Below are 15,464 nucleotides of genomic sequence, written 5' to 3' on the forward strand. Positions count from 1 at the left end.
GGGGGCAGGGTGGGGGCACGCCCTCACCCGTTCACCCGCTGGTACTGGCCGAGGAAGTCGAACGCCCCGTCGACCACACGGAAGAGGAAGAGCGCGTCACTGTTGTAGCCCTGGTCGGCGGTGTACGCGACGGTCCGGGTGATGCCCTTGTAGCGCACCTCGTGCATACGGCGCACGATCGCACCGCGTTCCGTCACAGGGGCGTCCTCCCCCGCACACACCTCGGCGAGGAACAGGACGGCGTCGTAGGCCTCGGCGGCGTACCAGCCGGGGCGTTCGCCGTACCGGTCCCGGTACGCCTCGGTGAAGGAGCGGGCCGCCGGGGTGGCCGTCGGGTCGACGAAGGTGGTGGCGAACACCCAGCCGTCGGCCGCCGCGCCCGCTGCCTTCAAGAAGCTGCTGCCGAGGGCCCGTTGGGTCGCGACCCGGGTTCCGGAGAAGCCGGCCCCGCGCAGCGCGGACGCGAAGGCGCCCGCCCGTTCCTGGCCTCCGCTGAACACGACCGCGTCCGCACCGGACGCGACGACCTGCCCGGCCAGCGCGGTGTGACCGACCTTCCCGGCGGCGACCCTCGTCACGGTCGCCTCCCTGCCGTCGCGGCTCAGCGCGCGCTGCATGTCGGTGCAGAGGGTCCAGGCGAAGTCGCCCTCGGACCGGTCCTCGACCAGGAACACCTTGCGGGCGTCGGCGGAGCGCGTGAGGTAGACATTGCACGGCGCGGCGAGCAGCTGGTCGGTGGGCGCCAGCTGGGCGTGCGAACGGAGGGTGGACAGACCGGCCTCCCTGACCTGCGGCGACACCCCCACCGACACGGTGACGACGGGCATCACGGCCTTGATGTACGTGGCCTCCGAGGTGAGGAAACACGCGTCCGCGGTCGGGCCCACCACCGCGAGGACCCGCTCGTCCGCCACCAGCCGTGTCGCCCGCTCCAGCGTCCGGTCCGGCTCACCTCCGTCGTCGTACGCGCGCAGCCTCAGCCGTAGCGGCCGGGCGCGATCGGCGTTGATGTGCTCGACGGCCAGCCGGGCCCCGTCGAGCTGTGCGCGTCCGGTCTCGGCGGTGGCGCCGGAGAGGTCTCCCTGGAAGGCCACGAGGAGTTCGGGGCGCGGAGCGGACGAGGGTGGGGTGGCGGCGTCCGTCTTCCGGTCGCCACGGCCGCTCCACCACCAGGCCCCGCCGGCCGCCGCAAGCACCCCGGCGCCCGTGGAGCCGAGTGTGCCGAGCGCGCCGAGCCTCAGGAAGCCGCGGCGGCTCGTGGGCGAAGTGCTGGGCTCCGGTTCCTTGAGATCGGTCACCGTCACCGAATCCGGGGCGGCCGGCGCCGCCGAGGCCGGGGCGGACACCCGGGTCGGCTCGATCGCGCCCATGGCGAGGACCGTCGCGGACCGGTCCGCGATCAGCCGGGTCACCGGCTCCGGCAGCCACCGCTCCCGGTCGTAGGGGCCGACCGCGTCCAGGGCCCGGCCGACCTCCACGGCGGTCGGCCGGGCCGCCGGATCCTTGTCCAGGCAAGCCCGTACGACCGGCTCCAACAGGTCCGGGATTCCGGGCAGTTCCGGCTCGTCGTAGACCGTGCGCAGCAGCATCCCGGCGGCCGAGCCGCCGCCGAACGGGCGGACACCGGTCGCGGCGAAGGCCAGGACGCAGCCCAGCGAGAAGACGTCGCTGGGCGGGCCGATGCCGGCGCCGCGCGCCCTGGCCTGTTCGGGCGACAGGAATCCGGGCGAGCCCACGATGACGCCGGTGGAGGTGAGCGCCGTGCCCTCCGGCGTGCGCGCGATGCCGAAGTCGATCAGCCGGGGCCCGTCCGGGGCGAGCAGTACGTTGGCCGGCTTCACATCGCGGTGCACCAGCCCCGCCCGGTGGACCGCGTCCAGCGCCTGTGCGAGCCGCAGCCCCAGCACGCACACCGACTCCGGCGCCAACTGCCCGTACCCGTCAAGCACTTCCGCGAGGGAGGGGCCCGGTACGAACGCGGTCGCCAGCCACGGATCCTCCGCGTCGGCGTCCGCGTCCAGCAACGGGACCACCCAGGGGCTGTCGACCCGCCGGGCCACCTCGATCTCCCGGCGGAACCGGGCCCGGAACCCCTCGTCGTCCGCATGGGACGCCCGTACGACCTTGACCGCGGCGAAGGCCCCGCCCGGCGCGCGGGCCAGGAAGACGACGCCCATGCCGCCCGCGCCGAGCCGCCGCAGCAGGCGGTAGTCGCCCAGCCGGGACGGATCGGCGGTACGCAGCGGCTCCATCAGACGAGCAGCGGCGCCGGGCCGCCGTACACGAACGCGCCGTCCTCGACCCGCCAGAGGAAGCCACCGGTGCCGTCGATGACCGGCAGACCGGTCTTCTGGAACGCGAACGTCCTGGTGACACCTTTGTACTTGACGGCCCGCAGGGCGGCGAGCAGTTCCGTACGGGTCCGGCCCTTCGCCGGCAGGTCCGCCAGCGTCTTCAGCACCATGCCGGTCACGTCGTACGCCTCCACCGCGTACCGGGGCGGTGCCTCCTTCCACCGCTCGCGGTAGGCGTCGGCGAACGCCTTCGTCTCGGGCACGAGTGTCGCGTCGAGGACCGGCGCGACGATCGTCCACCCGTCGGCGGCCTCCTTCGCCTCCGTGAGGAAGAGCGGGTCCAGCAGGGCCGGTCCGGAGGCGCGGGCGCCGGAGAAGCCGCGTTCGCGCAGCGTCCTGGCGAACGAGGCGCCCCGGTCGGGCAGTCCGGCGAAGGCGAACGAATCGGTGTCGGCGGCCAGCAGATCGTCCACCGCGTCGCCGAACCCGGACCGCATGGCACTGACCACGCGGGGCAGATACGGCTGCGCCGCCGTCTGCAGCTGCCTGCTCAGGGTGCTGCTGATCTCCCAGCCGTAGTTGTCGGCCGCGCGGTCGACGACGACACCGACCTTGCGCGGGCGGGTGCCGCGCAGGAACGCGTCGATGTAGAAGGGCAGCAGCGTGTCGGGCAGCCGTGCGTGCAGGAGCGAACGGAAGCCCTGTACGGAGAGGTTGATGGCGCCGGGCGACACCAGGACCACGGGCAGCAGGACGGCGTCGTACGCCGCCAGCGCCGACTGGGCGGTCGTGTCCGTGGTCGGACCGACCACGGCGAGCACCGACTCGTCGTCGGCGAGCTCCTTCGCGATCCGGGCCGCCGCGGCCGGATCGCCGGCGTCGTCCACGGCCCGTACGTCCACGTGGAAGGGTGCGTCGTCCCGCGCGTTGAACTCCGCGACGGCCAGCCGCAGTCCGCGCTCCTGGGCCTTCCCGGTGTCGCGCCGGTCGCCACTGAGGTCGCCGTGCAGAGCGACGGTGTACGCGGGGCGCCGGGAGGAGGCCGCAGCGGCCGGCTCCTTGCCGCTCCCGTCGCCGTCCCGGCCGACGGCCCACCAGGTCGCGCCACCACCTGCGGCGAGGACCGCGCCCGCGCCCGCGAGGAGGAGGGCGCGGCGGCGGCTGGAGGGCCGGGGCGTGTCCGCGGGGGTGGGGAGAGTGTCGTCGGCGCCGGAGGCCGGGGCCGCGGTGTCGGCGCCCTGGCCCTTGCCTCTGCCCTTGTCCGGGGCGGAGTGCTGTGGGCCGGTCCCGTCCTCGGAACCGCTGTCCGGGGAGGCGTCCGCGGACGGGGCGGCGGCCGATATCTCGGTGTGTTCGATGTCCGGCAGGGCGAGTGCTTCGGTGGAGCTCCGGGCGATCAGCCGGATGACTTCCTCGGGGAGCCAGGGGGCGGTGGGGTCGTCCGGCGCATCCGCTGGGACAGCGGCGGGAGCCTCGGCGGGCGCGTCGGCGAGGTCGGCGGTGTCTTCGCCGCCCTCCTCCGCCGTGTCCCCGGGCAGCAGTTGCCGTACCAGCTCCCCGACCTCGGGTCGCTGGGCCGGGTCCTTCTCCAGGCAGCGGGTCACCAGGCCGGCCAGCGCGGGCGGGATGCCGTCGAGGTCGGCGGGGTCGTGCACGGCCCGGTACAGGAGGGCGTCGAGGGCGCCGGCGCCGAAGGGCGCGCGGCCCGTCGCGGCGAACGCCAGAACACAGCCGAGGGAGAACACGTCGCTCGCCGGACCGATGGTCTGCCCGCCGCGCCCCTCGGCCTGCTCCGGCGAGAGATAGCCGGGGGTGCCGACCACGAGGCCCGTCGCGGTGAGCGCGGAGTCCTCGGGCGCCCTGGCGATACCGAAGTCGATGAGCCGGGGCCCGTCCGCGGCCAGCAGTACGTTGCCCGGCTTGAGGTCCCGGTGGACCAGTCCGGCCCGGTGGACCTCGCCCAGCGCCAGGGCCAGCCGGCCGCCGAGGACCCGCAAACCCCGCTCGGTGAGCGGCCCGTGCGCGGCGACCGACTCCGCCAGGGACGGACCGGGCACGTACGCCGTCGCCAGCCACGGCGCCTCCGCGTCCGCGTCGGCGCCCACCAGCGGCACCGCCCACGGGCTGCTGATGCGCCGGGCCACCTCGATCTCACGGCTGAAGCGCCGCCGGAAGCCCGGATCCTCGGCGTACTCCGCCGCCAACACCTTCAAAGCCACCAGCGAACCCGCCGGGGTACGCGCCAGATACACCACACCCATGCCACCCGCGCCGAGCCGGCCGAGCAGACGGTGGTCGGCGATCCGGGCGGGATCGGAAGAACGCAGCCGCTCCATCAGCCCTCGCCTCCGCCCAGTTCGAATCTCACCCGGTCGAGCATGGTGGTGGTGCCGCGCGTCACGTACTGCTCCAGTTCGCTGCTGGTGTATCCCTCGGCGCCCTTCAGCGCCACCGCCACGGTCACCTGACCGAGCCGGGTGACCATCCACCGGTACGAGGCCTTGCCGCCGCCGGTCAGATAGGCGCCCTGCTCGTAGATCGAGTCGTCGGCGTAGTTGTTGCCGCGTATGCCGAGGGGGGTGCCCACGGAGTTGAGCTCCGCGATCCGCTCATCGGCGCGTACCTGCTGCTCGGGGCAGCGCAGCGGTTCCTCCAGCGTTTCGGACAACTGGTCGTCGGCGCCGAGCACCGTGGTGTGCACCGTCACCGCGGCCGTCACCTTGACCGTGCCGCGCTTTCCGGTGCCCGGCAGCTCGCTGTACAGCGACAGCGACGCGAGCACGCCCTCGGGCAGGGCCCGGCGCTGCCACCGGCACTCCTCGTCCAGTACGGCGACGGTGCCCTCGGCGCTGCGGGCGAGCGGCTGCGCCTCGAAACCCGCGCCCCAGTCCTGCGGCCGCATCACGATCGCCGCCGCCAGCGTGGCGCCCCGCGTCCCCGACGTCGGTACGCGATCCGGGTCCGCCTCGAACGGCGCCGCGGACGGTGTCGCCGACGGCTCCGAGCCCTCCGCCGACACCTCGCCGGACGCGGAAGCGGAAGGCGCCCGGGACCCCGAAGCCTTGGCCCCCGGCTCCGCCGCCCCCTCCGTCGCCCCCATGCTGCAACCGCCGAGAAGCACCGCCGCCGCCGTCCCCGACACGGCGGCTCTCAACCGCCAACCACCTCTTCGTCCAGCGCCTTTGTCGCCCATCGCCGCCCCCTCCACCGCAATTCCCCGTGCGTGACCGGTGATCGTACAGATGTACGCGATCCAGGCGGGAGCGGTTCCCACGAGTTGCTTCGCACACGCCGGAGCCATTGACGCGGAGGACGGACTCCGGGGTTCCCGTTCCGGACCACCCTGGTGGGTCATGCCGTCCGGCTCAGTCCAGGGTGATGCGGGCGGCGACCGGCAGGTGGTCGCTGCCGGTCGCCGGCAGGGTGCGGATATGCCCGACTGCGGCCGCTCGGGCCATGACCTGGTCGATGCGGGCCACCGGGAAGGCGGCGGGGAAGCTGAAGGCGAAGCCCCGTTCCGCCACGTTCAGCCGTGCGGTCAGCGGGGCCAGCCCACGGTCGTCGACCGTGCCGTTGAGGTCGCCCAGGAGGATCACCCTGGTCAGCCGCTCGGCGGCGACCGCCGCACCCAACAGCTCGGCGCTCTCGTCGCGCCAGGAGGAGGCGAGGCCGCTCGCCCGGACGCGGACCGACGGCAGGTGCGCGACATACACGGCGATCTCGCCGCGCGGAGTGTGGACGGCCGTCCGCAGCCCGCGATTCCAGGTCTCCGTGATCCCCTCGGGCTTGATGTCCAGCGGCCGGGCACCGGTGAGCGGATGCTTCGACCAGAGTCCGACGGTGCCCTGCACAGAGTGGTACGGGTAGTCCGGGGCGAGCGTCCTCTCGTAGACCGGCAGCGCCGTGGGCACCAGCTCCTCCAGTGCGATGAGATCGGGCCCGGCGGCGGCCAGCGCGTCGGCCGTGCCCACCGGGTCGGCGTTCTCGTCGCTGACGTTGTGCTGCACCACGACCAGGTCGCGCCCGCCGGACTCCGCCCCGGGCAGCAACAGCCCGCCGAAGAGGTACGTCCAGGCCGCCACCGGCAGCGACAGCGCCAGCAGTGCGACAGCCGAGCGGCGCAGCAGTCCCAGGCCGAGCAGCACCACGATCACCAGGCCGAGCCAGGGCAGGAACGACTCCAGCGAACTGCCCAGGCGAGCAGGGGTGTTGGGCACCGCCCGATGGAACGCCAGCAGCCCGGCCGTCAGCACCGCCGCCGAGGCGAGCACCCGGCCCCGCCCCCGAGCCCGCGACCAGATCCACCGCCCCGCTGCCGCCGCCTTCGCCCTCGACGTGCCGTCTCCGCCCGCCCGCTCGGCCATCTCTCCCCATCCACTCGCCCCCGCACCTTCCCAGACGAGCCGCGCGGGCCATCAGTTTCGGTTTCGGGTTTCGTTTCGGGCGGCGGCCCGTACGAGGGCGTCGAAGAGGCCCTGCTGCGCGGGGTCCTCGTGGGCGGTGTCCTCCGGGTGCCAATGGACGGCGGTGAACCACCCGTCCCCGCCCACGAGTTCGAGGCCTTCCACGGTGCCGTCGGCGGCCCGCGCGGTGATCGTGAGGCCGGGCGCGATGTCGTTCACCCGCTGGTGGTGGTGACAGGAGGCCTCCACCTTCTGTGCGCCGGTGGCCTGTTCCAGCAGGGTGCCGCGCCGGATCGCCACCGGGTGCACGAGGTGTGCGTTGACCTCGGCGGCGTACCGCAGTGCCGAGGTCGTGGCGGAGAAGCGGGCGGGGACGGCGATCAAGGGGCGGATCACAGCTGGATCCACGTGGTCTTGAGCTCGGTGTACTTCTCGATGGCGTGGGCGGACTTGTCGCGGCCGTTGCCCGACTGCTTCATACCGCCGAAGGGCACGGTCAGGTCGCCCTCCTCATAGCAGTTGACCCAGACCGTGCCGGCCCGGAGCGCGCGGGAGACCTGGTGGGCGGTGGACAGGTCGGAGGTCCACAGGCCGGCGCCGAGGCCGTACTCGGTGGCGTTGGCGAGCCGTACCGCCTCGTCCAGGTCGTCGAAGGCGAGGACGGACAGGACGGGCCCGAAGATCTCCTCGCGGGCCAGCCGCATACCGGGGTCCACCCGGTCGAAGACGGTGGGGCGCAGGAAGCTGCCGCCCGTGTCGGTCAGCGCCCGACCGCCGCCCGCCCGCAGCCGCGCGCCCTCGTCGAGGCCGGAGCCGATGTGGTCGAGGACGCGTTCCAGATGGTTCTCGCCGACCAGTGCGCCCATCTCGGTGGCCGGGTCGAGCGGGTCGCCCACACGCAGTTCCCCGGCGCGGGCCACGATCGCCTCCGTGACGCGTTCGGCGACGGAGGAGTGCACCAGCAGCCGGGAGGGCGCGGTGCACATCTCGCCCTGGTTGAAGAAGATGCCCCAGGCGGCGGTGGCGGCGGCCTTCTCCAGGTCGGGGGCGTCGGGAAGGATGATGTTCGGCGACTTGCCGCCCAGTTCGAGCCAGACGCGCTTGAGGTTGGAGTCGGCGGAGTAGCGCAGGAAGTGGCGGCCGACCGCTGTGGAGCCGGTGAAGGCGAGGACGTCCACATCGGGGTGCAGACCGATCGCCCGGCCGGCCACCGGCCCGTCGCCGGTCACGACGTTGAGCACGCCCGGCGGCAGCCTGGCCTCGGTGGCGATCCGGCCGAGGAGCAGGGCGGACAGCGGTGAGTTCTCCGACGGCTTGAGTACGACCGTGCAGCCGGCGGCCAGTGCCGGAGCCACTTTCCAACTCGCCAGCGTCAACGGGAAGTTCCACGGCACGACGGCGCCCACGACACCCGCGGGTTCCCGGGTGACCAGGGCGAGGGCGTCGGGAGCGGTGTGGGGCGACTCGTCGGTGAGTTTGTCGGCCAGCTGCCCGTACCAGCGGAAGGTGTTGATCGCGGCGCGGAGTTCGATGGCGTACGCGCCCGTGATCGGCTTGCCCATCTCCAGGGTGATGGTCAGGGCGAGCATCTCCCCTTGCTCTTCGAGCAGTTCGGCGATGCGGAGCAGAACGCGGCCGCGCTCGGCGGGTGCGAGGCGGGGCCAGGGACCGGAGTCGAAGGCTCGGCGCGCGGCGGCCACGGCCAGGTCGACCTCGGCGGCCCGCGCGTCGGCGACCTCGACGAGGAGTTGTCCGTCGCGGGGCGAGACGACGGCGAAAGCGTTGTCCCCGCCCGGCTCGTCCACGCCGTCGATGTGGTGCTGGGCGGGCAGGCGCAGATCCTTGGCGCGACGCAGCAGGTCGTCGTGGACGAGGGCCGGCATCAGCTCTCCTTGTTCTTGATGGGTTCTCGAAGGGTTCTCGACGGTTCGGATCCATGGCGGCGAGAGGGGCCCGCGAACCGGGGCCGGTGGCTGCATCCGGGGAGTGCTGCCGCCACCGGCCCCGAGTGCGGGCCGCCGGGGTCAGCCCGTGGCCGTGGGCCCGCGCCGGGTCAGCCGCGCCACGACGAGCCCGAGGATCAGCACGGCCGGAACGGTGAGCTGGAGCCATACGGCGGTGGTCTCGTCGCCGCCGATGAGCGTGGCGAAGTTCTTGATGATCAGCCAGATCGCCCCGGCGATGCCGAGCGCGCCCACCACCGGTGCGATCAGCGTGTTCCAGGGCCGGGTGTCCGCACGCGATCGGCGGAAGAAGACGACCACGGAGACGGAGGTCAGGAAGTAGAGGAGCATGATTCCGAGGACGGCGACCCCGCTGAACCAGGAGAAGAGCGTCAGCACCGGGTCCTTGCCAGGAGCGCGAACGGCATCACCAGGGCCCACCGCGATCACCGTCTGGGCGATGCCGGCCACCCAGGGGGAGTGCCGCCGGTTGAGCACGGTCAGCCCGTGCGGCAGCAGCCCTTCACGGCCCAGGGAGAACAGGTATCGGTTGGCGGAGTTGTGGAACGCCAGGATGCCCGCGAACAGTGAGGTGGCCAGCAGGACGGGCAGCACGTCACCGGTCCACGCGCCGAACTGCGCCGCTATGGGGGCGAACACCCAGGACGTGGCGTCGCCGCTCTCCAGCGCCTTGCCCGCCTCCTCGGTCGCCCTGGAGGCACCGTGCGCGGAGACCAGCATCCACGAGGTGAAGGCGAAGAAGCAGGTGACCACCGCGACCGACAGATAGGTGGCGCGCGGGACGGTCCTCCTGGGCTCCCGTGCCTCCTCGCCGTAGATGGCGGTCGCCTCGAAGCCGAACATCGACGCCACGGCGAACATCAGGGCCACCCCCGGCGCGCCCTGGAGGGCCGCGCCCGGCGAGAAGCTGTCGGCGAAGCCGAGCCCCTCGGGGCCGCCGCCCTTGAAGAAGGTCACGAGGGCGAAGGCGATCAGGATGCTGAACTCCGCCAGGACGAACACGGCCAGGAGCTTGGCGCCCATCTCGATCCCGGCGGCGCCGAGGACCTGGACGGCCACCATGGTGAGCAGGGTCCACACCCACCACGCGATGTGTACGTCGGCGTAGTGCTCGACCAGGCCGCTCACGGTCGCGCCGTAGAGCCCGTACATGGCGGCCTGGATCGAGCAGTAGGCGAAGAGGGCGACGGCGGCGCTGCCGGAGCCGGTCGAGCGGCCCAGGCCCTTGCCGATGTACGTGTAGAAGGCGCCGGCGTCGACGACGTGGCGGCCCATGGCCACGAAGCCGATGGAGAAGAGGAGGACCACGAGGCCGGCCGCGAGATACGCGGCGGGGGCGCCGGCCCCGTTGCCTATGACGACGGCGGTGACCCGAAGCGGGTCGTCTCGATCGCCGACTTCACCGCACACGAGCACGGCGTACGACTCTCCCACAGCGGCCCCGGCGGCTCCGAGAAGCCCGGGGTACACCGGTCTGGCCACGGCCGCCGGACTCGCCACCGAGGGCCGGTTCACCGTGCCCCTGCACGAGGTCCTTCCCCTGGAGCGCGGCGCCGAGGCACACGCGCTGAGTGCCACGGGCCGCGCTCGCGGGAAGATCGTGCTGAGTGTGCGGTGAGGTACGGCTACCGGTCAGCGGCCGTGGGAGAGGGCGAGCAGTTCGCTGAACGTGCCGTCGGCGGTGGCGAGTTCGCCGTACGTGCCCTGTGGATGATCCGGCCGTGGTCCAGCACGATGACCTTGTCGGCGATCTTCGTGTCGGCCAGTCGGTGTGTTCCCCTAGAGGATCTCCGCCAAAAGCGGAGGCGGCACCACCTCGGCGGGCGCGCCGCCACCCGGTTCGGCATCGGCCGGGGTGCCCTGCGGTGGTACGAGATTCCGTGTCACGCCGCACCCCCGTGAGAGCCGGTGTTCCCGTGAGCCCGCAGTCGAGTTGGGCGACGTGGGGCGGCATTCCGTTTGTTGCGGGATAGTTGGCCGGTTCAGATGTGGCGAGCGTTTCCGTTCGGCTGCCCGCTGATCTCCTGCTCTCCCTGAGGGCTCTGCGGTGGGGCAGTGGTCCCCCGCAGTATCAGGTGTGTGGGCAGGACGATGTGCTGTTCGCGGTTCGCCTCGGCGTCGTTGATGAGTTCCAGGGCCAGTTCGGCCGCGGCTTGGCCCATGTCCGCGGGTGACTGCGCCACCGTGGACAGGTCGAGCCATTCGGCCATCAACTGGTCGTCGAAGCCGAGGACGGAGATCCGTTCGGGCACCTCGATCTGTACGGTGCGCAGGCTCAGCATGAGGGAGGCGGCGAGTTCGTCCTGTTCGGCGAAGATCGCGGTGGGGGGTTCGCGCAGGCTCAACAGGCTGCCGACCGCTTGGGTGGTGCCGCGTTTGTCGCGGGGCGGGGTGGTGACGATCAGGTCGTCGTCCAGCGGGATGCCCGCCTCGGTGAGCGCCTGCTGGTAGCCGAGGAGGCGCTCGCGTGAGCTGAAGCTGAAGCCGCGGGCGTTGGTGGTATGGGCGAAGGCGATCCGGCGGTGTCCGAGGTTGATCAGGTGGCGGGTGGCCTTGCAGGCGCCGGCGACGTCGTCGACGTAGACGCTGGGACGGCCTTCGACGTGCTGGCTGATGTAGATGACCGGCATGCCGAGGTCGTCCAGCCGGGTGGTCTCCTCGCCGGTGAGGTCGAAGCAGAACACCAGCAGCGCGTCCGCGTTACGGCGGGCCGGCAGGCGTTCGAAGAACGCGGCCCGTTCGTCCAGGTCCGGGACCACGTACACGGTCAGCTCCATGCCGGCCCGGCGCAGCAGCGGGCCCAGGCTGGACAGCGCTGCTCCCATGAACCACGAGTCGAGCGTGGGCACGAGCACCGCCATGACACCGGTCCGGCCGGTGACCAGGCTCGACGCTTGTCGCGAGATCGCGAAGTTCAGCTCATGGGCCGCTCGCTCCACCCGGGCACGGACCTCGGGTGAGACCGATGTCAGGCCGCGCATCGTGCGCGAGACGGTGGAGGGAGAGACCCCGGCCCGTTCGGCGACGTCGGCCAAGGTGGGGTGCCGCTGAGCTGGTGACATGAGCGGAAGTTAGCACAGTTCGAGCCCTCGACGGGAGTCTTCGTGACAGCGCTGTCACGCCGCAGCCCTGCGGGCAGAATGCCCGTTACATCCAGCCAGTGGGCGGTATGAGTCGTCTAAATCATCTGCGCTACCGCGACGTTACGCATTGACTTCCGTCAGGTGCACTCCTACGGTGCAAGCGTTGTCTCATTGGAGGCCAAGCTGTCGCCGTAAGTCATACATAGGCTGCCTTGACCTGCGCTTTCGTTCCACACAACGCCGTGACAGCACAGTCTCGTAACGGAGACATCCCAGAGTCATCTCGGTAGCTACTCCCTACAGGGCGCCCCCGCCGAGACTTCGGTTCCGCACGTCCAGGAGAGACAGTGAACGCCAGAACCAGCAGAGTCCTTCAGTGCTCGGCCGTGCTCGTCGCCGCCGGGCTCGTCCTCACCGCCTGCGGCTCCTCCGATGACAGCAGTTCGTCGGGGGCGTCGAAGAGCCCGTCGTTCTCGGGCCGCGGCCCGATCACGTACGCGGCCGCCAAGGACAGCTCCGGCGTCGTCCAGAAGGTCATCGACAGCTGGAACGAGCAGCATCCCAAGGAGAAGGTCACCTTCGTCCAGCTGCCGGCGGACGTGAACCAGCAGCGCCAGCAGATGATCCAGAACGCCGAGACGAAGTCCGACGCCTACACAGTGCTCTCCCTGGACGTCGTGTGGACCTCGGAGTTCGCCGCCCACCAGTGGATCGACCAGCTGCCCGCCGCACAGTTCCCGCTGGACAAGATGCTCAAGCCGACGGTGCAGACGGGCCAGTACCGCGACAACCTGTACGCGGTGCCGCAGTCCTCCGACGGCGGCGTGCTGTATTACCGCTCCGACCTGCTGAAGAAGGCGGGCGTCGCTGCCACGCCGACGACGTGGGCGGAGATGAAGGCCGCCTGTGCCAAGGTCGAGAAGCTGCCTGAGGCCAAGGGCATGGACTGCTACGCCGGCCAGTTCCAGAAGTACGAGGGCCTCACCGTCAACTTCGCCGAGGCCGTGAACTCCGCAGGGGGTGTCATCACCGACGCCGACGGCAAGCCGAACGTGGACACACCCGAGGCGAAGAAGGGCCTGGACTTCCTCGTCGACTCCTTCAAGGACGGCACGATCCCGAAGGAGGCCATCACCTACCAGGAGGAGGAGGGCCGCCAGGCGTTCCAGTCCGGCAAGCTGGTCTTCCTGCGCAACTGGCCGTACGTGTACTCGCTGGCCGAGAAGAGCAAGGTCGCGGGCAAGTTCGAGGTCGCGCCGCTGCCCGGCCTGACCGGGGCCGGCTCCTCCAGCCTGGGCGGCCACAACGTGGCCCTGTCCTCGTTCGCCGAGAACAAGGCCACCGCACTGGACTTCATGAAGTTCTTCACCAGCCAGGACACCGCGACCACGTTCCTCAAGGACGCTTCCATGGCCCCGCCGTACGAGGCCCTCTACGACGACCAGGCTCTGGTCAAGCAGTACCCCTACCTGCCGGTGCTGAAGAAGTCGATCCTCAACGCCGTACCGCGCCCGAGGGTGGTCCAGTACGGTGACGCGTCCTCCGCGATCCAGCAGGAAGCGTACGCGGCTCTGAACGGCGACAAGTCCAGTGCGCAGGCGCTGAAGGACCTGCAGGACGAGCTGCAGAAGTCCGCGGCTCAGTGAGGAGAAAAGCCGTGGTCGACACCAAGATCCCACCCGGCGCCGCAGACCGGACCGGCAGCCATACCGGGAAGAGTCCCGCGCCGGTGAAGGGGAGCAAGCGGACCTGGGCGACCGCGGCTTCGGGGCGGACGGCGGCACTGCTGGTGTCGCCGACCCTCCTGGTGCTCACCGTCGTCGTCCTCTACCCCACGCTCATGGCGTTGAAGGAGTCGCTGTACGGGACCAAGGGACTGGACCCGCAGACCGGCTTCATCAGCGACACCGAGCCGTTCGTCGGTCTGCAGAACTACGCCGACATCTTCGGCGACGCCGGCGACCGGTTCTGGAACGCGTTTTGGAACACGACTTTCTTCACTGTCACCACGGTCGGTCTGGAGACCCTGATCGGTGTCGCGATGGCGCTGATCATGCACAGGGCCTTCAGCGGCCGGGCCCTGATCCGCGCCAGCATCCTCATCCCCTGGGCCGTACCCACGGCCATCTCCGGCCTGCTGTGGCGGTGGATCTTCAACAGTGACGGCATCGCCAACGCCCTGATCGGCCACCAGGTCCTGTGGACCACCGAGGGCTTCCACGCCAAGGTCGCCGTCATCATCGCCGAGGTGTGGAAGACCTCCCCCTTCATCGGACTGCTGGTCCTGGCCGGACTGCAGGTCATCCCGAAGGAGGTCTACGAGGCGGCCCGCCTCGACGGGGCCGGCCCACTCGCCCAGTTCTGGCGGATCACCCTGCCCCTGGTCAAGCCCGCCCTGCTGGTCGCGGTCCTCTTCCGCTGCCTCGACGCGCTGCGGATGTTCGACCTGCCCTACCTCCTCATCGGCGCCCAGAAGAACTCCGTGGAAACCCTGTCCATGCTCGCCCAGAACGAGGCGTCCAACGTCCGCTTCGGACCGGCCGCCGCCTACGCGGTGCTCCTGTTCGTCTACGTCTTCCTCATCGCGCTCGGCTTCGTCCGGCTGCTGGGTGCGGACCTTGTCGGCGACGTGGGCGGTCCGGCCAGGACCAAGGGCAAGAGCAGACTCCGGCGCGGCTCGATTCGGAACAGTGCGGAGGTGCCGACAGCATGACGTCGACCGCGAAATGGCGAACCTGGCTGCTCCACCTGGGAGTTGCCGCGGTGGTGGCCTACTGTCTGGCCCCCTTCTACTGGATGCTGGTCTCCAGCCTGCGCCGCAGCTCCGACATCTTCGACACCTCGCTCCTGCCCACCTCGGTGTCGTTCGAGAACTACCGGGCGGTCTTCAGCCCCTCCCAGGGCTTCGGCCGCGCCCTGCTCAACAGCCTGATCGTCTCCGGCACCACCACCGTGCTGGCGCTGCTGCTGGCCACGTTCACCGCCTACGCGATGGCCCGACTGCACTTCCGGTTCAAGCGGCTGATCCTCACCCTGATCATCGCCACCTCGATGTTCCCGGTCGTCTCGATCGTGGTCCCGCTGCTGAAGCTGTTCACCGACATCGGCTGGATCAACACCTACCAGGCGATGATCGTGCCGAGCATGTCGTTCGTGCTGCCGCTCGCGGTGTGGAACCTGACCACGTTCTTCAAACAGATGCCCGACGAGCTCGAAGAGGCCGCGATGATCGACGGCTGCACGCAGGGTCAGGCGTTCCGCAAGGTCATCATTCCGCTCGCCGCGCCGGGCATCTTCACCACGGCGATCATCTGCTTCATCGCTGCCTGGAACGAGTTCCTCATCGCCCTGTCGATGACGAACCGGCCCAGTATCCAGACCGCGCCGGTCGCCATCTCCAAGTTCACCGGCGCCACCCAGTTCGACATCCCGTTCGGCAGCCAGATGGCCGCGGGCGTCCTGGTCACCGTCCCCCTGGTGATCATGGTGCTCCTCTTCCAGCGCCGCATCGTCGCCGGACTCACCGCGGGCGCGGCCAAGTAACTCCTGACCGCCGCACCGTGCCTTCCCCCACTCTCAAAAGGACCCCCTCGCACCATGTCCTCCACCACGTCCTCGCCCTGGTGGCGCAGCGCCGTCATCTACCAGGTCTACATCCGCAGCTTCGCCGACGGCGACGGTGACGGCGTCGGCGACATCGCCGGCCTGCGCTCCCGGCTC

Annotated in this window: 11 protein-coding genes and 1 pseudogene; 4 read left to right on the forward strand and 8 right to left on the reverse strand. The window is 70.9% G+C overall.

Annotation, left to right across the window (positions count from 1 at the left end):
* Positions 1-23: 23 nt before the first annotated feature.
* The 7 genes and pseudogenes from I8N67_RS29415 to I8N67_RS29445 form a co-directional block, all read right to left on the reverse strand.
* Positions 24-2,252, reverse strand: coding sequence for a bifunctional serine/threonine-protein kinase/ABC transporter substrate-binding protein (locus I8N67_RS29415; RefSeq protein ID WP_200307254.1), 2,229 nt, complete (start codon positions 2,250-2,252; stop codon positions 24-26).
* On the reverse strand, positions 2,252-4,630 hold the full coding sequence (locus I8N67_RS29420) for a bifunctional serine/threonine-protein kinase/ABC transporter substrate-binding protein (RefSeq protein ID WP_200307255.1): 2,379 nt from the start codon (positions 4,628-4,630) through the stop codon (positions 2,252-2,254). Before I8N67_RS29420 ends, I8N67_RS29415 begins: the two co-directional genes overlap by 1 nt.
* A complete protein-coding gene (locus I8N67_RS29425) occupies positions 4,630-5,448 on the reverse strand; it encodes a hypothetical protein (protein WP_200307256.1) in 819 nt (272 codons plus the stop codon). Before I8N67_RS29425 ends, I8N67_RS29420 begins: the two co-directional genes overlap by 1 nt.
* Before the next feature lie 211 nt (positions 5,449-5,659).
* Positions 5,660-6,658, reverse strand: a complete 999-nt coding sequence (locus tag I8N67_RS29430) for an endonuclease/exonuclease/phosphatase family protein (RefSeq protein ID WP_200307257.1) — start codon at positions 6,656-6,658, stop codon at positions 5,660-5,662.
* Positions 6,659-6,709: 51 nt separating this feature from the next.
* Positions 6,710-7,012: pseudogene (locus tag I8N67_RS29435) on the reverse strand (gamma-glutamyl-gamma-aminobutyrate hydrolase family protein); the annotation flags it as partial.
* 77 nt (positions 7,013-7,089) lie between these two features.
* A complete protein-coding gene (locus I8N67_RS29440) occupies positions 7,090-8,580 on the reverse strand; it encodes an aldehyde dehydrogenase (protein ID WP_200307259.1) in 1,491 nt (496 codons plus the stop codon).
* 141 nt (positions 8,581-8,721) lie between these two features.
* Positions 8,722-10,071 carry an APC family permease gene (locus I8N67_RS29445; RefSeq protein ID WP_307835404.1) on the reverse strand — a complete coding sequence of 450 codons (1,350 nt, stop codon included), beginning with the start codon at positions 10,069-10,071 and terminating at the stop codon, positions 8,722-8,724.
* Here I8N67_RS29445 and I8N67_RS43075 point away from each other — a divergent pair.
* A complete protein-coding gene (locus I8N67_RS43075; protein ID WP_234046487.1) occupies positions 10,016-10,279 on the forward strand; it encodes a zinc-binding dehydrogenase in 264 nt (87 codons plus the stop codon). The two genes, I8N67_RS29445 and I8N67_RS43075, sit on opposite strands and share 56 nt — an antisense overlap.
* Before the next feature lie 364 nt (positions 10,280-10,643).
* On the opposite strand, the gene I8N67_RS29450 is transcribed toward I8N67_RS43075, so the two are convergent.
* Entirely contained in the window at positions 10,644-11,723 is a 1,080-nt protein-coding gene (locus I8N67_RS29450) for a LacI family DNA-binding transcriptional regulator (RefSeq protein ID WP_307835405.1), read from the reverse strand.
* Between the two features lie 368 nt (positions 11,724-12,091).
* On the opposite strand from I8N67_RS29450, the gene I8N67_RS29455 reads away from it, so the two are divergent.
* Genes I8N67_RS29455 through I8N67_RS29465 form a run of 3 tightly spaced genes read left to right on the forward strand, consistent with a single transcriptional unit; the run spans position 12,092 to position 15,287 of the window.
* Positions 12,092-13,390 (forward strand): ABC transporter substrate-binding protein, encoded by a 1,299-nt coding sequence (locus tag I8N67_RS29455; RefSeq protein WP_200307261.1) that lies wholly within the window; start codon positions 12,092-12,094, stop codon positions 13,388-13,390.
* 11 nt (positions 13,391-13,401) lie between these two features.
* Positions 13,402-14,457 carry a carbohydrate ABC transporter permease gene (locus I8N67_RS43080; RefSeq protein ID WP_307835406.1) on the forward strand — a complete coding sequence of 352 codons (1,056 nt, stop codon included), beginning with the start codon at positions 13,402-13,404 and terminating at the stop codon, positions 14,455-14,457.
* On the forward strand, positions 14,454-15,287 hold the full coding sequence (locus I8N67_RS29465; protein ID WP_200307262.1) for a carbohydrate ABC transporter permease: 834 nt from the start codon (positions 14,454-14,456) through the stop codon (positions 15,285-15,287). Before I8N67_RS43080 ends, I8N67_RS29465 begins: the two co-directional genes overlap by 4 nt.
* Positions 15,288-15,464: the final 177 nt, after the last annotated feature.

It is taken from the genome of Streptomyces adelaidensis (genome assembly GCF_016598475.1).
In the GTDB taxonomy this organism is placed as follows: domain Bacteria; phylum Actinomycetota; class Actinomycetes; order Streptomycetales; family Streptomycetaceae; genus Streptomyces; species Streptomyces adelaidensis.